The sequence below is a fragment of the Streptomyces sp. NPDC006610 genome, from assembly GCF_040611575.1.
Classification (GTDB): Bacteria; Actinomycetota; Actinomycetes; order Streptomycetales; family Streptomycetaceae; genus Streptomyces.
Genome location: NZ_JBEXOP010000013.1, coordinates 1 through 22,743 on the forward strand (window position 1 = coordinate 1; position 22,743 = coordinate 22,743).

Annotated in this window: 16 protein-coding genes; 3 read left to right on the forward strand and 13 right to left on the reverse strand. The window is 72.6% G+C overall.

Annotated features, from left to right (window positions below; translation table 11 throughout):
- Positions 1 to 239: 239 nt before the first annotated feature.
- The 3 genes from ABZY13_RS13070 to thyX all read right to left on the reverse strand — a co-directional run bounded on the left by ABZY13_RS13070 (position 240) and on the right by thyX (position 3,915).
- On the reverse strand, positions 240 to 1,925 hold the full coding sequence (locus ABZY13_RS13070; protein ID WP_356629880.1) for a ribonuclease J: 1,686 nt from the start codon (positions 1,923 to 1,925) through the stop codon (positions 240 to 242).
- A 151-nt stretch (positions 1,926 to 2,076) separates the two neighbouring features.
- A complete protein-coding gene (dapA, locus tag ABZY13_RS13075; protein WP_356629882.1) occupies positions 2,077 to 2,976 on the reverse strand; it encodes a 4-hydroxy-tetrahydrodipicolinate synthase in 900 nt (299 codons plus the stop codon).
- Between the two features lie 180 nt (positions 2,977 to 3,156).
- On the reverse strand, positions 3,157 to 3,915 hold the full coding sequence (gene thyX, locus ABZY13_RS13080) for an FAD-dependent thymidylate synthase (protein WP_356629884.1): 759 nt from the start codon (positions 3,913 to 3,915) through the stop codon (positions 3,157 to 3,159).
- Positions 3,916 to 4,163: 248 nt separating this feature from the next.
- On the opposite strand from thyX, the gene ABZY13_RS13085 reads away from it, so the two are divergent.
- Positions 4,164 to 4,709, forward strand: a complete 546-nt coding sequence (locus ABZY13_RS13085; protein ID WP_356629886.1) for a hypothetical protein — start codon at positions 4,164 to 4,166, stop codon at positions 4,707 to 4,709.
- Positions 4,710 to 4,764: 55 nt separating this feature from the next.
- Here ABZY13_RS13085 and ABZY13_RS13090 read toward each other — a convergent pair whose 3' ends face one another.
- The 5 genes from ABZY13_RS13090 to rpsO form a co-directional block, all read right to left on the reverse strand.
- On the reverse strand, positions 4,765 to 5,220 hold the full coding sequence (locus ABZY13_RS13090; RefSeq protein ID WP_356629888.1) for a hypothetical protein: 456 nt from the start codon (positions 5,218 to 5,220) through the stop codon (positions 4,765 to 4,767).
- 7 nt (positions 5,221 to 5,227) lie between these two features.
- A complete protein-coding gene (dapB, locus tag ABZY13_RS13095) occupies positions 5,228 to 5,980 on the reverse strand; it encodes a 4-hydroxy-tetrahydrodipicolinate reductase (RefSeq protein WP_356629890.1) in 753 nt (250 codons plus the stop codon).
- 45 nt (positions 5,981 to 6,025) lie between these two features.
- Positions 6,026 to 7,405 carry a pitrilysin family protein gene (locus ABZY13_RS13100; protein ID WP_356629892.1) on the reverse strand — a complete coding sequence of 460 codons (1,380 nt, stop codon included), beginning with the start codon at positions 7,403 to 7,405 and terminating at the stop codon, positions 6,026 to 6,028.
- Positions 7,402 to 9,621, reverse strand: coding sequence for a polyribonucleotide nucleotidyltransferase (locus tag ABZY13_RS13105; RefSeq protein ID WP_356629894.1), 2,220 nt, complete (start codon positions 9,619 to 9,621; stop codon positions 7,402 to 7,404). The genes ABZY13_RS13100 and ABZY13_RS13105 overlap by 4 nt, the downstream gene beginning before the upstream one ends.
- 393 nt (positions 9,622 to 10,014) lie before the next feature.
- Entirely contained in the window at positions 10,015 to 10,302 is a 288-nt protein-coding gene (gene rpsO / locus ABZY13_RS13110; protein WP_004924725.1) for a 30S ribosomal protein S15, read from the reverse strand.
- A gap of 328 nt (positions 10,303 to 10,630) precedes the next feature.
- Between rpsO and ABZY13_RS13115 the strand changes: the two genes are divergently transcribed.
- Positions 10,631 to 10,924, forward strand: a complete 294-nt coding sequence (locus ABZY13_RS13115; protein WP_356629897.1) for a DUF397 domain-containing protein — start codon at positions 10,631 to 10,633, stop codon at positions 10,922 to 10,924.
- A 115-nt stretch (positions 10,925 to 11,039) separates the two neighbouring features.
- Here the strand turns inward: ABZY13_RS13115 and ABZY13_RS13120 are convergent, their stop codons facing one another.
- Positions 11,040 to 12,587 carry a PQQ-binding-like beta-propeller repeat protein gene (locus ABZY13_RS13120; RefSeq protein ID WP_356629899.1) on the reverse strand — a complete coding sequence of 516 codons (1,548 nt, stop codon included), beginning with the start codon at positions 12,585 to 12,587 and terminating at the stop codon, positions 11,040 to 11,042.
- A gap of 691 nt (positions 12,588 to 13,278) precedes the next feature.
- On the opposite strand from ABZY13_RS13120, the gene ABZY13_RS13125 reads away from it, so the two are divergent.
- Positions 13,279 to 16,467 carry an SCO5717 family growth-regulating ATPase gene (locus ABZY13_RS13125; protein ID WP_356629901.1) on the forward strand — a complete coding sequence of 1,063 codons (3,189 nt, stop codon included), beginning with the start codon at positions 13,279 to 13,281 and terminating at the stop codon, positions 16,465 to 16,467.
- A 140-nt stretch (positions 16,468 to 16,607) separates the two neighbouring features.
- Here ABZY13_RS13125 and ABZY13_RS13130 read toward each other — a convergent pair whose 3' ends face one another.
- The 4 genes from ABZY13_RS13130 to rbfA form a co-directional block, all read right to left on the reverse strand.
- Complete coding sequence (locus ABZY13_RS13130) at positions 16,608 to 17,567, reverse strand: bifunctional riboflavin kinase/FAD synthetase (RefSeq protein WP_356629903.1); 960 nt, start codon at positions 17,565 to 17,567, stop codon at positions 16,608 to 16,610.
- 56 nt (positions 17,568 to 17,623) lie between these two features.
- Positions 17,624 to 20,902, reverse strand: coding sequence for a trypsin-like peptidase domain-containing protein (locus ABZY13_RS13135; RefSeq protein WP_356629905.1), 3,279 nt, complete (start codon positions 20,900 to 20,902; stop codon positions 17,624 to 17,626).
- Between the two features lie 463 nt (positions 20,903 to 21,365).
- Positions 21,366 to 22,271, reverse strand: a complete 906-nt coding sequence (truB, locus tag ABZY13_RS13140) for a tRNA pseudouridine(55) synthase TruB (protein ID WP_356629907.1) — start codon at positions 22,269 to 22,271, stop codon at positions 21,366 to 21,368.
- On the reverse strand, positions 22,268 to 22,714 hold the full coding sequence (rbfA, locus tag ABZY13_RS13145) for a 30S ribosome-binding factor RbfA (protein WP_356629909.1): 447 nt from the start codon (positions 22,712 to 22,714) through the stop codon (positions 22,268 to 22,270). The genes truB and rbfA overlap by 4 nt, the downstream gene beginning before the upstream one ends.
- Between the last annotated feature and the right edge of the window lie 29 nt (positions 22,715 to 22,743).

Below are 22,743 nucleotides of genomic sequence, written 5' to 3' on the forward strand. Positions count from 1 at the left end.
CCTTCGGTCTTGCGTTTCCGACTCTATCAGATCTTTTCGATCCGATTTCCTCGGTGCTTTCCAGGTTCCCGCTTCCGCGTTTCCCTTTCCGGCGGCTCCGACTTTATCAGAAGTTCTGAGCCGGAATTCCACCCCGCTCGGGCGGGGCACGAGGCACCCGGGTTCCCTGCGAGGCGAGCCGTAAACGTACTGGAGCGGAGCGCCCCGATGCAAATCGAGGGGCCCCGCTCCGTCGGACCTCAGACCTCCACGACCACCGGGAGGATCATGGGCCTGCGACGGTAGGTGTCGGAGACCCACTTGCCCAGGGTGCGGCGGATGAGCTGCTGCAGCTGGTGAGGTTCGACCACGCCGTCCTGGGCCGAGCGTTCCAGGGTCTCCGTGATCTTCGGCAGGACCACGTCGAAGGCGGAGTCCTCGATGCCGGAGCCGCGGGCCTGGACGTGCGGGCCGCCCGTGATCTTGCCGGTGGACGAGTCCACGACGACGAAGACCGAGATGATGCCCTCCTCGCCGAGGATCTTGCGGTCCTTGAGCGCCGGCTCGCCGACGTCACCGACCGAGAGGCCGTCGACGTACACATAGCCCGCCTGGACCTTGCCGGAGATCTTCGCCCTGCCCTCGACGAGGTCGACGGCGACTCCGTCCTCGGCGATCACGATGCGGTCGTGCGGGACGCCGGTGAGGGCTCCCAGCTCGGCGTTGGCCCGCAGGTGGCGCCACTCTCCGTGGACCGGCATCAGGTTGCGCGGCCGGCAGATGTTGTAGAAGTACAGCAGCTCGCCCGCCGAGGCGTGACCGGAGACGTGGACTTTGGCGTTGCCTTTGTGGATGACGTTGGCGCCCCAGCGGGTCAGGCCGTTGATCACGCGGTAGACCGCGTTCTCATTGCCGGGGATCAGGGACGACGCGAGGATCACGGTGTCGCCGGAGACGATACGGATCTGGTGATCCCGGTTGGCCATCCGCGACAGTGCCGCCATGGGCTCGCCCTGGGAGCCCGTGCAGACCAGGACCACCTCGTGGTCGGGCAGGTCGTCGAGGGTTCTGACGTCCACCACCAGGCCGGGCGGGACCCGGAGGTAGCCCAGGTCGCGGGCGATGCCCATGTTGCGGACCATGGAGCGGCCGACGAACGCCACGCGCCGGCCGTACTCGTGCGCCGCGTCCAGAATCTGCTGGATGCGGTGGACGTGACTGGCGAAGCTCGCCACGATGATCCGCTTGCGGGCGCTGCCGAAGACCTGGCGCAGGACGTTGGAGATGTCGCGCTCGTGCGGCGTGAAGCCGGGGACCTCGGCGTTCGTGGAGTCGGAGAGGAGAAGGTCGATGCCTTCCTCGCTCAGCCGTGCGAAGGCGTGGAGGTCCGTGAGGCGGTTGTCCAGCGGCAGCTGGTCCATCTTGAAGTCGCCGGTGTGGACGACCATGCCGGCGGGGGTGCGGATGGCGACCGCCAGCGCGTCCGGGATGGAGTGGTTGACGGCGACGAATTCGCAGTCGAAGGGGCCGATGCGCTCGCGGTGGCCCTCGGCGACCTCGAGCGTGTACGGGCGGATGCGGTGCTCCTGGAGCTTCGCCTCGATGAGCGCGAGGGTCAGCTTGGAGCCGATCAGCGGGATGTCCTGTTTCTCCTTGAGGAGGAAGGGGACACCCCCGATGTGGTCCTCGTGGCCGTGGGTGAGGACGATGCCCTCGATGTCGTCGAGGCGGTCCCGGATGGACGTGAAGTCCGGCAGGATCAGGTCGATTCCGGGCTGCTCCTCCTCCGGGAAGAGCACTCCGCAGTCGACGATCAGCAGGCGGCCGCCGTACTCGAAGACCGTCATGTTTCGGCCGATCTCGCCGAGGCCGCCGAGCGGGGTGACCCGCAGGCCGCCTGCGGGGAGCGGCGGGGGCGGGCCGAGTTCAGGATGCGGATGACTCAAAAGACTCTCCTCACCACGCGCGCCACGTACCGGTGGGCACGTGGCGCGCGTGACGTTCGTGCATGAGCAGTTGTCAGTGATGGATGCGGACACCGGTGGCCCGCGTATTCAGTTGTGAAGTGTTCACGCCCGGTCGGGCGAAAGTCCGATGTCAGAGCTGTACCCCGCCCGCAGCAAGATCGATCTTGAGTTGCTCGACCTCCTGGGGCGTCAGTTCGACCATGGGCAGGCGCAGCGGGCCGCCGGGCAGGCCCTGGAGGGCGAGCGCGGCCTTGGTGGTCATGACGCCCTGGGTGCGGAACATGCCGGTGTACACCGGGAGCAGCTTCTGGTGGATCTCGGTGGCCTTCTGGACGTCGCCCGTGGTGTACGCCTCGATCAGCTGGCGCAGCTCGGGGGTGACGACGTGGCCGACGACGGAGACGAAACCGATCGCGCCGACGGAGAGCAGCGGTAGGTTGAGCATGTCGTCGCCGGAGTACCAGGCGAGCCCCGACTGCGCGATGGCCCAGCTCGCGCGGCCCAGGTCGCCCTTGGCGTCCTTGTTGGCGACGATCCGCGGGTGCTCGGCCAGGCGGACCAGCGTCTCGGTGTTGATGGGCACGCCGCTGCGCCCGGGGATGTCGTACAGCATGACCGGCAGGCCGGTGGCGTCGGCGACGGCGGTGAAGTGCCGGTACAGACCCTCCTGCGGGGGCTTGTTGTAGTACGGCGTGACGACGAGCAGGCCGTGCGCGCCGGTGCGTTCGGCGGCGCGGGCGAGTTCGATGCTGTGGTGGGTGTCGTTGGTGCCGACGCCGGCGACGACGTGGGCCCGGTCGCCGACCGCCTCCAGGACCGCTCGTACGAGGTCCGATTTCTCCGCGTCGCTGGTGGTGGGCGACTCGCCGGTGGTTCCGTTGACGATCAGGCCGTCGTTGCCTGCGTCCACCAGGTGGGCGGCGAGCCGCTGCGCGCCGTCGAGGTCGAGTGCGCCGTCCGCCGTGAAGGGCGTGACCATGGCGGTGAGGACCCGCCCGAAGGGGGTCTGCGGAGTGGAGGTCGGAGCCATGGGTTACACGCTACTCGTTGCTCAGGGCCTGGTCTTCCCTCGGGGTGCGGGGAAAGTCCTGACATATGCGGAGCCCGGCACTGCCTGCTCGGGGGTTCAAGCAGTGCCGGGTCCGTTTGATCAGGCTAGATGAACTTCTACAAATGCCGCAATACGGACACTTCGTCGGCCCGGCGTGCGCTACGGCGCCACGCGGCCGTTGGCGTTGAAGGCGGCGTGGGTGAGCGGCATGAGCCCGGCCCACTCGGCCTCCATCCGTTCGCCGACCATCTCGATCTCGCGCTGCGGGAAGGACGGCACCTTGGCCAGCTCGTGCTGGGTGCGCAGACCGAGGAAGTGCATCAGCGAACGGGCGTTGCAGGTGGCGTACATCGACGAGTACAGGCCGACGGGAAGGACCGAGCGGGCGACCTCGCGGGCGACCCCGGCCGTGAGCATCTCCTGGTAGGCCGCGTAGGCCTGGCGGTAGGAGTCCTCCATCGTGCGGGTGACCAGCTCGTGCTGCTCCTCGCTGCCCTCGACGAAGACGTACTTGCCGGGGCGGCCCTGCTGGACGAGCTTGCGGGAGGGGTCCGGCACGTAGAAAACCGGCTGGAGCTCCCGGTAGCGGCCCGACTCCTCGTTGTAGGACCAGCCGACGCGGTGCCGCATGAACTCGCGGAACACGAAGATCGGGGCGCTGATGAGGAAGGTCATCGAGTTGTGCTCGAAGGGGCTGCCGTGCCGGTCCCGCATCAGGTAATTGATCAGGCCCTTGGAACGTTCCGGGTCCTTCTTCAGCTCGTCCAGGGACTGCTCTCCGACGGTGGAGACCCGGGCCGCGAACAGTACGTCGGTGTCGGACGCGGCGTGCTTGACCAGCTCGACGGAGACGTCGCTGCGGAGCTCGATCTTGAACTCGTCGGGGGTGGGGGTCACGGTTCGGAGGGTCCTTCCCATCTCGTCGGTCGGACGTCACTCTACGTCCCCGCCCTCGCGCGACCCGACCACCCCTGCGGTTGGGCGAGCGTGCGACGCAGTCGCCCCCGCCCGGAGCTGACGCGCCCAGCGGCGGGCCCGGCGTGCCCGGGCGTCCATTGAGCGGTGAGCGGGGCGAACCCGGACGGACCCCCGAGGGTGGTGAGCCGGGGCGGGGCTCGGTAGCCTCACCGGGCACAGCCCATGCGTGGATTGAGTGAGGACCCGCCGTGCCCCTGCCTTTCCTGACGGCCGACCGAGCCTTCGACGCGGCGGACGACGTCGCGCTGCCGTTCGACGACCGTGACCGCTGGCGGCGGCCCTACCGCCCGGGTCCCTGGCGGGTGGGCGCCGCCGCGATCTGTCTGCTGCTCGCCTCCTACGTGCTGTTCGCCGCAGTGATCATCGCGCTGACCGGGACCGTGTCGTCCGCCGGTGTGGTGTTCGGGATCGCGCTCCTGGCCATCGTGTGCGCCCTGCGGCTGCTGCGGATGGGCGTGTGGGTGAGCGCGGCCGGGCTGCGTCAGGTGCGTTTCCTGAGCACGCGCACGGCGCCGTGGCAGCGGGTCGGCTCGGTGCGCACGGTGCAGCAGCCGGTGCGCTGGCTGGGGCTGCCCCGCGCGGTGCAGGGGCAGGCGCTGATCCACGTACGGGGGCAGGACACCACCATGCTGCTGACCACTCATAACGCGGATTTCCTGGCGCGGCCCGGGGCGTTCGACCGGGCGGCGGACTCGGTGGAGGCGTGGGCCGAGGAGTACCGGCGGCAGGGCTGAGCCGGTCGACGGCGACACGAGAGGGGCCGGTCCGTGGACCGGCCCCTCTCGTGCGTCACGCGTCGGCGGGCTCCCTGCCGTCGTGCAGGGCGATCGCCCGCTGCATCGCCTTGCGGGCGCGCGGGGTGTCGCGGGCGTCGTGGTAGGCGACGGCGAGCCGGAACCAGGTGCGCCAGTCGTCCGGGGCCGCCTCCGTCTCGGCCTTGCGGCGGGCGAAGACCTCGTCTGCCGACTCGCGGTCGATCCGGCCGCTGGGCAGGCGCTTCAGCTCGTCGACGGGCAGGCCGCCCTCCGCCTCCAGCTCCGCGGCGAGACGGTTGGCCCTGCGGACGAACTGGGTGTTCTTCCACAGGAACCACAGGCCGATCGCCGGCAGGATCAGCACCGAGACGCCGAGGGCGACCGTCAGCGGGGTGCCGGCCTCGATGAGCAGGATGCCTCGGCTGCCGACCAGGAGGAAATAGAAGACCAGGACGGCGGCCGTGAGGGCGTAGGTGAGCTTGGCGCGCATGACGGTGTCAGCCCAGGTCCAGGAAGTGTTCCAGGCCGAAGGTCAGGCCCGGGGTCGTCACCACGCGGCGCGCGCCCAGCAGGATGCCCGGCATGAAGCTGCTGTGGTGCAGCGAGTCGTGCCGGACGGTCAGGGTCTCGCCCTCGCCGCCCAGCAGGACCTCTTGGTGCGCGAGGAGCCCGCGCAGGCGCACCGCGTGCACCGGGACCCCGTCGACGTTCGCGCCGCGCGCTCCGTCCAGGGCCGTCACCGTGGCGTCCGGCGCCGGCGCCGTGCCGGCCTCGCGGCGGGCGGCGGCGATGAGCTGGGCGGTGCGGGTGGCGGTGCCGCTGGGGGCGTCGACCTTGTTCGGGTGGTGCAGTTCGACGACCTCGACGGACTCGAAGTAGGGCGCGGCGAGCTGCGCGAACCGCATGGTGAGCACGGCCCCGATGGAGAAGTTGGGCGCGATGAGCACGCCCGTCTCCGGGGACTGGGCCAGCCAGCCCTCCAGCTGCGCGAGGCGCTCGTCGGTCCACCCCGTGGTGCCGACGACGGCGTGGATGCCGTGCCGTACGCAGAAGTCGAGGTTGCCCATGACCGAGGCCGGGGTGGTCAGCTCGACGGCGACCTGGGCGCCGTTCTCGGCGAGGGTCTCCAGCTTGTCGCCCCGGCCGAGGGCGGCGACCAGCTCCATGTCGTCGGCGGCCTCGACCGCCCGTACCGCCTCGGAGCCGATGCGGCCCTGGGCGCCGAGGACCGCCACGCGCAGCTTGCTCATGTTCGTTGCTTCCTTACCGGGTGGGTTGGACCGACGGCGTCACGGTCATGCGACGGCGTCGTGCAGCCGGGCGGCCTGCTTGTCCTTGAGGGGGCCGATGACCGACAGGGAGGGCCGGTGTCCCAGGATGTCGCGGGCGACCGCGCGGACGTCGTCCGGGGTGACCGAGGCTATCCGGGCCAGCATGTCGTCGACGGACATCTGCTCGCCCCAGCACAGCTCGCTCTTGCCGATACGGTTCATCAGCGCGCCGGTGTCCTCCAGGCCGAGGACGGTGGAGCCGCGGAGCTGGCCGATGGCGCGGCCGATCTCGTCGTCGGACAGTCCGTGCTCGGCGACGTGGTCGAGTTCGTCGCGGCAGATCCGGAGCACGTCGTGGACCTGCGACGGCCGGCAGCCGGCGTAGACGCCGAACAGCCCGCAGTCGGCGAAGCCGGAGGTGTACGAGTACACGCTGTACGCCAGCCCGCGCTTCTCCCGGACCTCCTGGAAGAGCCGGGAGGACATGCCGCCGCCGAGGGCGGTGTTGAGCACGCCGAGGGCCCAGCGGCGCTCGTCGGTGCGGGCGAGGCCGGGCATGCCGAGGACGACGTGGGCCTGCTCGGTCTTGCGGCCGACCAGTTCCACCCGGCCGGCGGTGCGCAGGGCGCGCCGGCCGCCGCGCGGGGCGACGGGCACGGCGCTCGGGTCGGTGAGGGCGCCGGCCTTCTCGAAGGCTGCGCGGACCTGCCGTACGACCTTGTTGTGGTCGATGTTGCCGGCGCAGGCGACGACCAGGTGGGTGGGGTCGTAGTGCTTCTTGTAGAAGCGGCGGATGCGGTCGGCGGTGAGGGCGTTGACCGTGTCGACGGTGCCGAGGACCGGGCGGCCGAGCGGGTTGTCGCCGAACATGGTGTGCGCGAACAGGTCGTGCACGCAGTCGCCGGGGTCGTCCTCCGTCATGGCGATCTCTTCGAGGATGGCGCCGCGCTCGACGTCGACGTCGTCCTCGCGGATCAGCGAGCCGGTCAGCATGTCGCAGACCACGTCTATGGCGAGCGGCAGGTCGGCGTCGAGCACGCGCGCGTAGTAGCACGTGTACTCCTTGGCCGTGAAGGCGTTCATCTCGCCGCCGACCGCGTCGATGGCGGAGGAGATGTCCAGGGCGGAGCGGCGGTCGGTGCCCTTGAAGAGGAGGTGTTCCAGGTAGTGCGTGGCGCCGTTGAGCGACGGCGTCTCGTCGCGGGAGCCGACGTGCGCCCAGATGCCGAAGGTGGCGGAGCGCACGGAGGGCAGGGTCTCGGTGACGACGCGCAGGCCGCCCGGGAGGGTTGTCTTGCGGACGGTGCCGATGCCGTTCGTCCCCTTGATGAGGGTTTGGGTACGGGCGACGGCCCGCGCCTCCGAGGAGGGGCGGGCCGTCGCCGTGGAGCTGCGGGACGTCACTGGTCGGCGTCGTCCTTCTGGTCGTCGGCGGCGTCTTCGCCCTCGATCACGGGGATGAGGGAGAGCTTGCCGCGGGAGTCGATCTCGGCGATCTCGACCTGGACCTTGGCGCCCACGCCGAGGACGTCCTCGACGTTCTCCACGCGCTTGCCGCCGGCCAGCTTGCGGATCTGCGAGATGTGCAGCAGGCCGTCCTTGCCGGGGAGCAGGGAGACGAACGCGCCGAACGTCGTCGTCTTCACGACCGTACCGAGATAGCGCTCGCCGACCTCGGGCATCGTCGGGTTGGCGATGCCGTTGATCGTGGCGCGGGCGGCCTCGGCGGAGGGGCCGTCGGCGGCGCCGATGTAGATCGTGCCGTCGTCCTCGATGGTGATCTCGGCGCCGGTGTCCTCCTGGATCTGGTTGATCATCTTGCCCTTGGGGCCGATGACCTCGCCGATCTTGTCGACCGGGATCTTGACGGTGATGATCCGCGGTGCGTTGGGGGACATCTCGTCCGGGGTGTCGATCGCTTCCATCATCACGTCGAGGATGTGGAGGCGGGCGTCGCGGGCCTGCTTGAGGGCCGCGGCCAGGACGGAGGCGGGGATGCCGTCCAGCTTGGTGTCGAGCTGGAGGGCGGTCACGAAGTCCTTGGTGCCGGCGACCTTGAAGTCCATGTCGCCGAAGGCGTCCTCGGCACCGAGGATGTCGGTGAGGGTGACGTAGTGCGTCTCGCCCTCGATCTCCTGGGAGATCAGGCCCATGGCGATGCCGGCGACGGGGGCCTTCAGCGGCACACCGGCGTTCAGCAGCGACATGGTGGAGGCGCAGACCGAGCCCATGGACGTCGAGCCGTTGGAGCTGAGCGCCTCGGACACCTGGCGGATCGCGTAGGGGAACTCCTCGCGCGTCGGCAGGACCGGGATCAGGGCGCGCTCGGCGAGGGCGCCGTGGCCGATCTCGCGGCGCTTCGGGGAGCCGACGCGGCCGGTCTCGCCGGTGGAGTACGGCGGGAAGTTGTAGTTGTGCATGTAGCGCTTGCGGGTCACCGGGGAGAGGGTGTCCAGCTGCTGCTCCATGCGGAGCATGTTGAGGGTGGTGACGCCCAGGATCTGGGTCTCGCCACGCTCGAACACGGCGGATCCGTGAACCCGCGGGATGGCCTCGACCTCGGCGGCCAGGGTGCGGATGTCCGTCAGCCCGCGGCCGTCGATGCGCTTCTTCTCCTTGATCACGCGCTCGCGGACCAGCTGCTTGGTGAGCGAGCGGTACGCGGCGGAGATCTCCTTCTCGCGGCCCTCGAACTCCGGCAGGAGCTTCTCGGCGGCGAGGGTCTTGACGCGGTCCAGCTCGGCCTCGCGCTCCTGCTTGCCGGCGATGGTGAGCGCCTGGGCCAGCTCGGGCTTGACGGCGGCGGTGAGCGCCTCGAGCACGTCGTCCTGGTAGTCCAGGAAGATCGGGAACTCGGCGGTCGGCTTGGCGGCCTTGGCGGCGAGGTCCGACTGGGCCTTGCAGAGGACCTTGATGTAGGGCTTCGCGGCCTCGAGACCGGCGGCGACGACCTCCTCGGTGGGGGCCTCGGCGCCGCCCTCGACGAGCTTGATGGTCTTCTCGGTGGCCTCGGCCTCGACCATCATGATCGCGACGTCGCCGTCCTCCAGGACGCGGCCCGCGACCACCATGTCGAAGACGGCGTCCTCCAGCTCGGTGTGCGTCGGGAACGCCACCCACTGGCCGCGGATCAGCGCGACGCGGACGCCGCCGATCGGGCCGGAGAAGGGCAGGCCGGCCAGCTGAGTGGACGCGGAGGCGGCGTTGATCGCCACGACGTCGTACAGGTGGTCGGGGTTGAGCGCCATGATCGTCGCGACGACCTGGATCTCGTTGCGCAGGCCCTTCTTGAAGGACGGGCGCAGCGGGCGGTCGATGAGGCGGCAGGTGAGGATGGCGTCCTCGGAGGGCCGGCCCTCGCGGCGGAAGAAGCTGCCGGGGATCTTGCCGGCGGCGTACATCCGCTCCTCGACGTCCACCGTCAGGGGGAAGAAGTCGAGCTGGTCCTTGGGGTTCTTGGAGGCGGTGGTGGCCGACAGCACCATGGTGTCGTCGTCCAGGTAGGCCACGGCGGAGCCTGCGGCCTGCTTGGCCAGGCGGCCCGTCTCGAAGCGGATGGTGCGGGTGCCGAACGCGCCGTTGTCGATGACGGCCTCGGCGTAGTGGGTCTCGTTCTCCACTAGTGTTTTCTCCTCGTCTTCGTCCCTCCGTGCCCGTGTGGCCGGGGGACGGTTGCGGAGAAGCGCTCCGTCTGGTGCGGGCCGGTCTTCGATCGAAGCACCCGGGGCTCGCTTCCCCCCGGGGGCCACTACCGAGGACCGGCGGCGGCGAGGTGCGCTTCTCCTCATTCGGTGTACGTGATGTAGGCGTACCCCCGTGGGGCGGGCCTCATCACGTTGTGTCGTGCGTTGTGGTCGTGCGTCGTGCTCTGTACTGGGTCGTGCTCTGTACTGGGTCGTGCGTCGTGCTGGGTCGTGCGTTGTGCTACCACACTACAAAGGGGCGGTGACAGTGCGCACGTACAGCAAAGGGAGCGGTCCCCGATCGTTGGGAACCGCTCCCTTCGCGGCGTCTTACTTGGCGCCCGCCGCACCGCGGCGGATGCCGAGGCGGTCGACCAGCGCACGGAAGCGCTGGATGTCCTTCTTGGCGAGGTACTGCAGCAGCCGGCGGCGCTGGCCGACCAGGATCAGCAGACCACGACGGGAGTGGTGGTCGTGCTTGTGGGTCTTGAGGTGCTCCGTCAGGTCGGAGATCCGACGGGACAGCAGGGCCACCTGGACCTCGGGGGAGCCGGTGTCGCCCTCCTTGGTACCGAACTCGGAGATGATCTGCTTCTTCACTGCGGCGTCGAGCGACACGCGTACTCCTCATGGTCTGAGACGGGCCACCGAGTGCCCCCGGTCTGCATCGCGGGGGAGCTTCCGTTACTCGGGAGGCGGGGATCCGCTGGGCGCGGCCTCCAGAGCGGCGCTCCGGGGGTGCGTACACAAACGGCCGTCACTCAGGGTACCAGCAGGTGGCGGACGTCCCGACCGCGGCCCGGTAACCGCTCGATGGAGCCGCACGCGGCCACTAGGGTGAGCCCCGTTCATCGCGTCCATGGGAGCGCTCGTGGTGTCCGAGGCTGCTCGAGCCGTTCGTCGTGGGCACGCACGGAGCGCAACGTCGGGAAGGGGTCGCTGCGGCATGGCGGAGACGGAAGCGGAGATGAAGGCGCGCAAGGAGCGGGAGCGGGACGAGCTCTACGCGCTCGACATCTCGGGTGTCGAATGGCACTGCGCGCCGGGCACGGAGGAGCACGAGGAGCGGGTGGAGATCGCCTACCTGCCCGGCGGCGCCGTGGCCATGCGCTCGTCGCTCGACCCCGGCACCGTGCTGCGGTACACGGAGGCGGAGTGGCGCGCCTTCGTGCTGGGCGCGCGGGACGGCGAGTTCGACCTGGAGCCGGCGCCGCACAACGGAGGGCTGGAGGCCCAGTAGCCGACGGGGGCGGGACCCCCGGTGGTCGGCAGGGGAGCGGGAGCCCCGCGTGGTCGGCGGTTGTTGGCACCCCGGCGGCCGAGGGGCCCCGTCCGGCTGGATGCGGCGCCGGCGGCTACTTCTTCCGCGGGACGTCGCTCTCGATGCCGAGGGCGAGCCAGGTCCACGCCTTGCCGTCCTCCTCGGACGGCCCGTCCGCGGCCTTCGCGCCGAAGAAGATCCGTCCGTTCTGGACGACGGCGTCGGCCAGGGTCACCGAGGTGAGGTTCCACGCCTCGGAGGGCAGGTCGAAGTAGAGGTACGGGGTCTCCGCCCCGGTCTTCGGATCCAGGGCGACCAGGCCCATGGGCGTGATGTGGTCGCTGCTCTCGCGCAGGGCGAGGAGGCGATCGCCGCTCATGCGCAGCGGGCGGAGCAGGGAGTTGCGGCCGGATTCGAACTTCTTGACGGTCCTGCCGGTCGCCAGGTCGAAGCCGACGACCCAGTTGGCGTTGTTGACGAGGTCGCCCTGCTCCTTGCTGGTGAGGAACACCTGGCCGGCGCCGGCGACGATGGTGGGGCAGTCGTCGGCGGCCACGTGGTCGACCTCGTCGGCGCACTCGGCGACGTACGCGCCGTTCTCCAGGCGGACGGTGGCGCGGCGCTTGCCGTCACCGTCCAGGGAGAGGATCTCGGTGATGCCGACGTCGCCGGCGGCGGTGGCGAGGGCGACCGGGTCGGTGGAGACGATCCGGACGTCGCGGACGCCCTTGGCGGGTTCGTACGTCCACCGGGTCGCGCCGGTCTCCGGGTCGAGGGCGCGGATCTTGTACGTCAGCGCCTCGGACGAACCGAGCGGCGCGTCGGGGTCCGGGCAGGAGTACCGCACGAGCAGGGCGGGGCCGCCGCCCGCGCCGTCCGACCCGCACGCGCCCGCGTCCTCGCCCTCCACGCGCCAGCGCCGCTTGCCGGTGTCCATGCTGTACGCGTCCGTGCCGCCGCCCCAGGTCACCGCGACGGTGCCGGAGATCAGCGTGACGCCGGGATCCCGCTGGACGGCGGCGTTGGCGGGAGCGTCGTCGCTCTGGCCGGCGACGGGTATTTCCGCCTGCCACACCTTGGTGCCGTCGTCGAGGTCGACGAAGGCGACGCGGTTGCAGTGCGCGTCCTCGCTCCGGCTCTCGCGGAACAGCACGGCCGTGCGGTTCTCGCCGGTGACGTGCCGGGTCTTGCCGCAGATCGGTCCGTCGAGGGGGAGTTTCCACGCCTCTTCGCCGGGTGCGGCGTCGGTGCCGATCCCGATGCCGACGAGGGTGCGGTTGATGCCCTTGGCGAGGATCTTGTCGGTGGCCCACAGGCCCGGCATCTCGTACCGCTCGCCGGGGCTCATGTCGTCGACGGAGAACCGTACGGCCATGGCGCCCCGGTCGCTGGCCGGCCGCCGCTCGACCGTTTCCCTGACGTCCAGCCTGCCCTGCTTCGCGGTCGGCGTGGCGTCCTCGGCCGCGGTGCGCTCGCCGTCCTCGTCGGGGGCGAGCAGGAGGGCGCCGCCGACGCCGAGCGCCGCGACGAGGGCGACCGCGACGAGGCCGCCGAACAGTCGCTTCGTTCGGCGCTTCTTCTGCCGGGTCTCGGCGGTGAGGGCGGACTGGGTGTAGACGGAGGGGGGTGGGCCGAAGCTCACGCGAAAGGGTCCTTTTCTCCGGGCCGTTGGGGGCGTTGTGGTGCGCCGGCGCATCGGTGCGCTGGTGCGTTGGTGGCGTCGCGGGGGCGGGTGCGTTGGTGGCGTCGCGGGGGGGGGCGGGTGCCGGGGCGGGCGCCGTCGGGCAGGCAAAACGCGCCCCCACTATGCCTGTTGGGCCGGAGGAAGGTGACCGGGGGGTCAGCTCCGGTGGGCGGCGGTCCGGTTGCCGGTCGTGGAGCGCGCCGAGGCGTGGACGTCGAACAAGGCGAGGACCAGGGGAGCGGGGGTCAGCAGGACGAAGCCCTCGGCGTTTCCAGGAAGCGGCCCCGGAAGGGCGGCGGTCAATGGGCGGTGTGCTCGCGTCCGCCGCCTGCCGCCTGCCGTCCGCCGAGTACGAACCCTTGCCCACGCTCGCCGACGGGGTGACCCTGTGGTGCGCGCACGCGATCGGCAGTACGTGCTGACCCGGCCCACGGATGCGGAGGCCGGGCTGCCCGGGGTGGCACGGCGGCCGGCTTGACCGAAGAGGAACGCGCCCGGCGGGTCCCTCGCCTCGTTGATTAGGCTGGGCGGGGGGTTGCGTGTTCCAGGGTGACCCGGGGAACAACCCACTGACTCCCACTGACTCGTACGACGGCAATACGGTCGCCCCAGCACGGCATGAGGGTGCTCGACCACACCAGGAGGAACTGTGAGCAGCGATCGGGACGGGATCCGCGGGGGCTGGGCGACGCCCGGCGACGACCAGCCCGACGCGGAGTCCGCCGTCGAGGCGACGGGCGAGTTCACCATCGACTATGCGCCGCCTGCCTGGTACACGCAGAACGCGGCGGGGAGTTCGGGGGCCGGCGGGTCGTCGGGTTCGTCCGGGGCATCGAGTCCGTCGGGGGCGGGGCCTTCGTCGGGTCCGGCCGACGCGTCGGGTTCGGCGGATGCGCCGGATCCGGCCAATGTGCCGGGTTCTGACGGGGACTACGGCTCTGATGCCGGTTCCGGTGACTCCGGCGGGGCATCCGCCGGCCGGTCCGGTTCCACTGGTTCCTCCGGTTCGTCCGCGGCTTCCCCGCCGCTGGCGCCTCCGGAGTTTCTGCCGGGGCTGACGCCGCCGCCCCATTCGATGCAAGGGGCGGCGGGGACGGCAGGGACGGCTCCTCGGATCGCGCCCGGCGCTCCCTTCACGCCTCCGCCGCCGGCGCCCGCTCCGGGCGCTCCGTTCACTCCACCTGCCCCCGCGCCGGCGCCGGGGGCCCCTTTCACTCCGCCGGTTCCGGCTGCCGGGGCGCCGTACACGCCGCCGGCGCCGCCCACCGGGGCGCCCATCGCCGTGCCGAAGTTGCCGGTGGGGAGCGGCTTCGAGCCCCAGCGGCAGGAGCCGACGTCCCCTGCGGCTGTGCCGAGCATTCCGGTGCAGGGGTTCGGGGCGCCTCCGGTTGCCGAGGAGACGGCGGTGGAGGAGACCGACGCGGACCCTTCGAAGGGGGCCGAGACGGAGGTCGAGGCCGACACCGGGAACGGTGATCTGGAGAGCGGCGCCACGATGCGGTTCTCGGCCGTCGCGCTGAAGCGGGAGATCGCCGAGCGGGCGGCTGGCGGCACCGCCGGCGGTGAGGTGCGCGAGGACTCGTACGACGACGCCGAAGAAGAGGACGAGGACGGCGGCGAGGATGCCGTCGTGGCCTCCGAGGACGACGAGCCGTCTTCCGACGCCGACTTGGAGAGCGGGGAGCCGGAGGAGGACGCCGAGCCCACCGACGCCGAGCCCGCCGCCGGTCAGCCCGCCGCCGGTGAGGCGTCCGAGGACGAGCCCGGGAGCGACGAGCCCGCCGACGCCGTTCCCGCCGACGCCACGCCGCAGGACGATGTGCCCGAGGACAGCGTCCCCGAGGACGCCGAGCCCCAGGACGCGCTTCCCGCGGTCACTCCCCCGCCGGCTCCGCAGGCCGGGGTGCCCCCGCTTCCGCCGTCGTACCAGCCCGCGGCTCCCGCGCCGGCGGCCCAGTGGCCCGTGCAGCCACACGCCCGGCCCGACGCCGGTGCAGCGAACCCGCCGCACCAACAGCAGCCGCAGCAACCGCCCTTCCAACCGCAGCCGCCACAGCCCGCGCCGACCGCCTGGACCCCGCAGCCCCCGGCGCCCGCCCCGGCTTCCCCTCAGCCCCAGCCCCAGCAGCCCGGTTACGGCTTCCCCCACCCCGGCGCACCGGCCCCCGCCCAGCAGGCGCCGCATGCCACCCCCAACCCCCCTGCGCCCCAGCCCGGTTACGGCTTCCCGCAGCACAGCGCAGCGGCCCCCACCCCGCCGCAGGCGCAGCCCGCCCAGCCGGAAGCCACCACCGCACCGCCGCAGATTCCCGACAACGCCCTCGGCCCCCAGCCCGGTTACGGCTTCCCCAACCAGGGCGCCCCCGCGCAGCCCGGCGCCTACGGCTTCCCGCAGTCCCCCGCCCCCACGACGCAGGCCCAGCCGCAACCCCCGACACAGCCGCAGCCGCAGCCGCAGCCGGACCAGCACCCCCAGCCGCAGCCCCAGGCGCAACCCCCCATCGACCCCCGTCTGGGCACCGCCTGGCCCCAGCCCATGCAGCACGACCAGCGGCAGCCCACCAACCCCGGTGCCGCGCCGCTCGGTTACACCGCCGCCGTCGAGCTGTCTTCCGACCGGCTGCTCAACAACAAGAAGCAGAAGGCGAAGAGCGGTCGCCCCACCGCCTCCTCCTCCCGGTTCAAGATCGGCGGGAAGAAGGAGGAGGCCGAGCGGCAGCGGAAGCTGGAGCTGATCCGCACGCCCGTGCTGTCCTGCTACCGCATCGCCGTCATCAGCCTCAAGGGCGGCGTCGGCAAGACCACGACGACCACCGCCCTCGGTTCCACCCTCGCCAGCGAGCGGCAGGACAAGATCCTCGCGATCGACGCCAACCCGGACGCCGGCACGCTCGGCCGCCGGGTGCGCCGCGAGACCGGGGCCACCATCCGCGACCTGGTCCAGGCGATCCCGTACCTCAACTCGTACATGGACATCCGGCGGTTCACCTCCCAGGCCCCGTCCGGCCTGGAGATCATCGCCAACGACGTCGACCCGGCCGTGTCCACGACGTTCAACGACGAGGACTACCGGCGCGCGATCGACGTGCTGGGCAAGCAGTACCCGATCATCCTCACCGACTCGGGCACCGGCCTGCTCTACAGCGCCATGCGCGGCGTGCTCGATCTCGCCGACCAGCTCATCATCATCTCGACGCCCTCGGTGGACGGCGCCAGCAGCGCCAGCACCACGCTGGACTGGCTCTCCGCGCACGGGTACGCCGACCTGGTCTCCCGCTCCCTCACCGTGATCTCCGGGGTGCGGGAAACCGGCAAGATGATCAAGGTGGAGGACATAGTCGCGCACTTCGAGACGCGCTGCCGGGGCGTGATCGTCGTCCCCTTCGACGAGCATCTCGCCGCCGGCGCCGAGGTCGACCTCGACATGATGCGGCCCAAGGTGCGGGAGGCGTACTTCAACCTCGCGGCCATGGTCGCCGAGGACTTCGTACGGCATCAGCAGATGCACGGGCTGTGGACCAGCGACGGCAACCCGCCGCCGGTCGCCGCGCCGCCGCTCCCGGGCCAGCCGCTCCCCGGCCAGTCCCCGGCCCCCGGCCGGCAGCACTACCCGCCCCAGCAGCAGCCCTACGCCCCCCAGCAGCCCGGCCCCTACCCCCCGCAGCAGCCCGGCCAGCCCTACGCCCAGCCCCAGCCGCCGTACTCGCAGCAGCCCGGCCAGCAGCCCTACTCCCAGGGCGGTTACGCCTACCCGCAGCAGCCCCAACAGACCCAGCCGCCTCAGCAGCCCCCACACCCCCACCAGCCGGGACAGCAGCCCTCGCCCCCGGAGCAGTAACCAGCAGCCATCGCCGAGCCGCCCGCACAGGACGGCACAGCACAGCACGGCGTGCTGCACAGCAACGCCACGGCACGCAGAAGGCGGCCGGCGCCCCCAAGGGGTGCCGGCCGCCTTCCTCGTTCGTACCGCCCACGCGCCTACGGCGACGGCTGCTCCGCCGCCCCGATCAGCTCACGGCACTGCTTCACGTCCTCGGCCATCTGCTCCAGGAGTTCCTCCAGCGACGCGAACTTCGCCTGCCCGCGCACGAACGCGAGGAAGTCGACGGCCACATGGAGCCCGTACAGCTCCAGCCCTTCGCGGTCGATGGCGTACGCCTCCACCGTGCGCTCGGTGCCGTCGAACTGCGGGTTGGTGCCCACGGAGATCGCGGCCGGCATCGCCTCGCCCTGGGCGTGCAGCCAGCCGGCGTAGACGCCGTCGGCCGGGACCGCGGTGTGCGGGAGGGTGTCCACGTTGGCGGTGGGGAAGCCCAGTTCGCGACCGCGCTGGGCGCCGCGGACGACCACGCCCTCGACGCGGTGCGGGCGGCCCAGGATCTCGGCGGCGCCGGCCACGTCGCCCTCGGCCACCAGGCGGCGGGTCAGCGTGGAGGAGAACGGCTCGCCGCCCCCCGCCTCGCCCGACACGTACAGGTCGACGACGTCGACGTCGAAGTCGTAGACCTCGCCCTGCTCGGCCAGGAAGGCGACGTTGCCCGCGGCCTTGTGACCGAAGCGGAAGTTGGGGCCCTCGACGACCGCCTTGGCGTGCAGCTTGTCGACGAGGACCTTGACCACGAAATCGGCCGGCGACAGCTTCGAGAACTCCGCCGTGAACGGCAGGATCAGGACCGCGTCCACGCCCAGCCCGGCCATCAGCTCGCAGCGGCGGTGGTGCGGGGCCAGCAGCGGCGGGTGGCTGCCGGGGCGGACCACTTCGCTGGGGTGCGGGTCGAAGGTCACGACGACCGCGGGTACGCCCAGCTCGCGGGCGCGTTCGACCGCGTGCCGGATGATCAGCTGGTGCCCTCGGTGGACGCCGTCGTAGGAGCCGATGGTGACGACGCTGCGTCCCCAGTCCTCGGGGATGTCCTCCAAGCCACGCCAGCGCTGCACTGTGACCGCTCCTCCGAACCCAAGCCGGTACTTGCCCGTCTGCCTCTTACGCAGGTCTAAGAGTGCCATGCCGGGACGGTGCGGCCCGCATCGGCATGGTCGCTGTGACCCGGTGCACGCGACCCGGCCGTCGTGGGCGGAGTTTCACCGGGGGCGTCGCGGGCGTCGGGAGCGCCGAAGCGGGGCAGTACGTCGGACAGCGCGGCCCGTAGTGCGGGCGGGCCTGTGTCCTTGAGGGCGGTGACCAGGGCGAATGCCGCCGTGCGGGCCGCAGGGCCCTGCGCCGGGCGGCTGTCGGCCCAGCGGGCGACGCAGGCGGCGGTCTCCGGGCGCTGCGTCACGCACTCCGCGATCAGGGCGGCGACCCTGTGGGCGAGCGGGGGCATGGCGGCGTCGGCGAGGGCGAGCAGCGCGGCCTGCGGGTCGGGGCGGGCCAGCCGGGTGCGGAAGGCGTCGAGGACGGGTTCGGGGTGCGTGGCCAGGGCGGCGGCCGCTGCTTCGGGCGGGAGGCCGGGGTCGCAGGCCACGAGGCGTTCCAGCGCGCGCGGGAGGTGACGGGCGCGGGTGTGGGGATCGTGGAGGAGGATGCCGAGGGCGCCGCCGTGCAGGCCGGTCTCGGCGGGGCGGGCGAGCACGGCGAAGGCGGCGTGCTGGAGCAGGTCGCGGTCGGTCTCGGTGCGGGCGTGCGCCGCGGCGCGCAGGCCGTACGTCACCGCTGCCGCCCGCCGCGCGGGGCGCTCGTCGTGCGCCCACCGGTCCACGGCCCGGCACAGGGCGGCGGGCTCCTCCTGGGCGAGGACGGCGAGCAGTTCGTCGGCGCGCCGGTGCCCGCTGTCGGCGAGGGCCTCGGTGAGGGCGTCGGGGGCCCGGTGCCGGTGGGTGTGCAGCAGTGCCTGCGCGGCCGTCGCCACGGTCGCGTCGGGCGCCGAGGGCAGCGGGCGGTCGTCGTCGAACCAGCGGGTGAGCAGCGGCTGTACGGCGGCGGGGTCGGCGACGAGCAGACGTGCGGCCGCGTCCAGGTACCGGCCCTCGGCATGTCCTCGGTGCCGGGCCGCGGGGGCGCGGTATGCCCCGGCGCACGTCGGGGAGTCGGCGAGCCCTCGGTGCGGTGCGTCCGCGGGCATCCGGAGTGGTGCGTCCGCCAGGAGGCGGTGCGGCGGGTCGGCCGGGAGCAGGCGGCGCAGCAGGTCGACGCGCTCGGCGCGGGGCAGGGGCAGGCCGGTCCAGAAGTCGGGGGCGAAGTCCTGTGCATGGGCGACCCGTTGGCGCAGTCTGCCGGCCAGGGCGTCGGCGAGCAGGCGCAGGACTCCGACGTACGGTGTGGCGTCCGGTACCCGGCGCAGGACCTCGGCGAGCAGGCGGGCGGCCCACCAGGAGTCCGGGTCCGCCTCCAGGGCCCCGAGCAACTCCAGAAGGCGGGAGGCGAGTTGGTGGGTGCCGTGCTGCCGGGCGACGAGGAGCAGGGCCTGGACGACGGGGCCGATGCGGTGGTGCGGGACGGGGAGCGGGTGCGGGACGCCGCCGTGGACGAGGGTGCGCAGGGCCTCGTCCAGGTCGAGGTGGGTACCGTGGAGCCAGTCGGCGAGTTCCTCGTGGGCGAAGCGGTAGCCGCCGCCCGCGGGGACGAGGAGGCCCTCGGCGAGCACGGCGGAGGCCCAGCCGGTGCCGCCGCCGAGGGTCGCGGGTGCGGGGCCCCAGGGGAACAGCGTCTCGAACGTCTCGCGGTCGAGTTCGCCGTGGCCGGGGCCCAGGCTGCGCCGCGCGGCCTGGTGGACCTGTCCGGCGACCTTGGCCGCGAGCCGTCGTACGGCGGTGCCGCGCAGGCCGTTGCCGGCGGCGAGCCGGACGGCGACGCGCAGGCAGAGCAGGTCGAGGTGGGCCGCGAAGACCTCGTGCCGGTCGAGGCGGGCGGCGCCCGCGGGGGCGTCGGGGAGGGCGGCGCGGACCTCGGCGAGGAGGCGGAGGGCGAGGGGGTGGCGGGCGTCGGAGGCGGTGAGGGCGTCCTCCGGGAGGCCGAGGCGGGCGCGCGCCTCTCGGGCCTCGCCGGGGTTCAGGTCGCCGAGGCGGAGGCAGGGCGGCAGTCCGCCGGCCCCGCCGTCGGGGCGGCGTGCGGTGTGCAGCGTCCCCGCCGGGAAGTGCGCGCCCGCGACCTCCCAGTACTCCTCCCGGCACGCCACCACCAGCCGCGCGCCCGTTTCCGTCAGCCAGGCGGCCGTGCCCGCGGTCCACTCCGCGAGCCGGTGGGCGAGGAGCGGGGGCATCTCCTCGGGCGAGTCGAGCAGGAGCAGCAGGGGCCGGCCGGCCTCGTGGGCGAGCGTCGCGAGACGTTCAGGGCCGGTGTCGCCGAGGTCGTCGGGGCAGGCGGATGCGGAGGCGGCGACGATGCGGGCCGCGCGGGTGAGCGCCCGGCGGGCGGCGTCGGCGAGCGAGGCGTCGGCGTCCGCGAGGTCGGCGCCGCGCAGCCAGAGCGTGGGGGCGGGCCGGTCGCCGCGGGCGCGGCGGTCGGCGAGGGCCGCGAGTTCGGTCGTACGGCCGCTGCCGGGTGGGCCGACGAGGCCGAGCACGGCGGCCGGGCCGGCCGTGAACGCGGTTAGTTCGCGTGCGACGTCCGCGCGCTCGACGGGCTCCGTTCCCCCGGCGGGCGGGCCGTCCTGCCCGACCGAGGTGGCGGTCAGTTCGAGGACGCCCGCGAGGTTGAGGTCGGCGCCGTAGGCGGGCACCGTCGCGGCGTTGCGGGCGAGCAGTTCGGCGAGGGGGCCGGCGCCCGGGGCGCGGCGCAGCGGCACGGCGAACCCGGTGTCGCGGTCGCCGCAGCGCAGGCCGGTGGCCAGGACGGCGACGACCGCGCCGGTCGCGGCGTCGACGACGGGTCCTCCGGCCGCGCCGCCGCCCCTGCGCAGGGCGTCCCGGCCGGCCGTGCCGATCGCCAGCTCCAGGACGCCGTCGAGGGCGTGGCTGCGGCCGCCCGCCGTGTAGGTCGCGCCGGTCGTGCCGAGCACGCGGGCCTCGCGCCAGCCGTCGGCGGCGATGCGCACGTAGGCGCCGGCCGTGATCGCCTCCCGCGCGGTGAGCGCAGCCGGGTCCGCGTCGAGGCCCTCGGTGCGCACGATCGCCAGGTCCAGCTCGGGCAGGAGGGTGACGGCGTCGGCGGCGGCGACCCGGCAGTGCCGTCCGGTGGCGGTGTGCAGGACGATCCGGTCGAGGCCCTCGACGGTCTCGTGGCTGGTCAGGACCGTGCCGTGGTGGTCGGCGACGATGCCGGCGCCGCGTGGGCGGCCGGCCTCGTCGTGGACGCGGACCAGGGCATGGTCGCCGCGCCCTCCGCGTCCCGCCATGATCGAACCTCCCCGCCGTGCCTTACGGGCGTCCCCGTGCCCTGGCTCCGACCGTAGGGCGGGGATGATCGGGCGGAAAGATCACTCGGCCAACGCGCCCCCCTGCGCTCCCCCGGTTCACTCCGAGCGCCCGTCCGGACGGGTGAATGCGGGGCGGCCGTTGGACAGCTCCTAGGGGTGGGGGAACCGAGGGGGACCGTGGAGCGGCGGGAGTGACTCACCCCGTGACCGCCGCTCCACGGGCGGACGGACCGGTAGCGCTCCCGGGGGCGTCCACCGGAAGAGGCGGCGCCCGCTCTGCGGAGGCGTCCGGACACGGCCCGGCAGGGCGGCGGGCCGCCGCCGACAGCGCCGCCTCCCGGGTCCGGACCCGGCGGCCCGGACCCCACCGGCAACCCACCGACGACGGCGACGCGCCCCCGCTGGGCTGCGGGGCTGCGCGGCTCCGGACGTCCCCCGGCGGTCAACCGAATACGGCCACGCTCTTCGCCTTGCCCCGCTGCTCCTCCACCAGCGCGAGGAAGCGGCCCTCGGGATCGAAGACGGCCACCGGGCCCGCGCCCGCGTACTCCTCGGGAATGTCGAGCCGGACGCCGTTGCCGAGCAGCCGGGCGCGCCGGGCGTCGATGTCCCAGCGCGGGAAGGCGGCGGCCGCCGCGTCGGCGATCGGCATGACGGTCAGCTCCTGCTGGAGCTGGTCCAGGGTGCGGGCCGCGTCGAGCCGGTACGGTCCGACGCGCGTGCGGCGCAACGCCGTGAGGTGTCCGCCGACGCCCAGGTCGGCGCCCAGGTCGCGGGCGAGGGCGCGGATGTAGGTGCCGGAGGAGCAGACCACGGAGACGACCAGGTCGAGCACGGGGATGCCGTCCTCGGCGACGGCGTCCCGGACGTCGTACACCCCGAAGGAGGAGACGGTGACGGGCCGGGCGGGGATGTCGAAGTCCTCGCCGTCGCGGGCGCGCTTGTAGGAGCGCACGCCGTTGATCTTGATGGCGCTGACCTTGGACGGCACCTGCATGATGGTGCCGGTGAGCTTGGCGATGCCCGCGTCGATGGCGTCGCGGGTGACCTTCGAGGCGTCCGCCGACCCGGTGATCTCGCCCTCGGCGTCGTCGGTGACGGTGGTCTGGCCGAGGCGGATGGTGCCCAGGTACTCCTTCTCGGTCAGCGCGAGGTGGCCGAGGAGTTTGGTGGCCTTCTCGACGCCGAGGACGAGGACGCCCGTCGCCATCGGGTCGAGGGTGCCCGCGTGGCCGACGCGGCGGGTCCTGGCGATCCCGCGCATCTTGGCGACCACGTCGTGCGAAGTGAAGCCCGACGGCTTGTCGACGATGACAAGGCCGTCGGGCGTGGTGGTGTCGCGGCTCATTCGGCGATGTCGTCCTCGTCGTCGCCCGGCTTCTTGTACGGGTCGGGCTCACCGGCGTACTTGGCCTGGGAGGCCGCCTCGCGCACCTTCTCGTCGGAGGCGCGGGCCTTGTCGAGGAGGTCCTCGATGGTCCGGGCGGTGTCGGGGAGGGCGTCGGCGACGAAGGTGAGCGTCGGCGTGAACTTCACCCCGGCGGCCTTGCCGACCTCGGAGCGCAGGACGCCCTTGGCGCTCTCCAGTCCGGCGGCGGCGGCGGCCCGCTCCTCCTCGTCCCCGTACACGGTGTAGAAGACGGTCGCCTCCCGCAGGTCACCGGTGACCCGGGTGTCCGTGATGGTGACGTGCGAGCCGAGCCGCGGGTCCTTGATCCCGCGCTGCAGCTTCTGGGCCACCACCTCTCGGATGAGGTCCGCCAGCCTCTTGGCACGCGCGTTGTCGGCCACTGGTCCGTCTCCCGTTCTTTCTCTTCGTT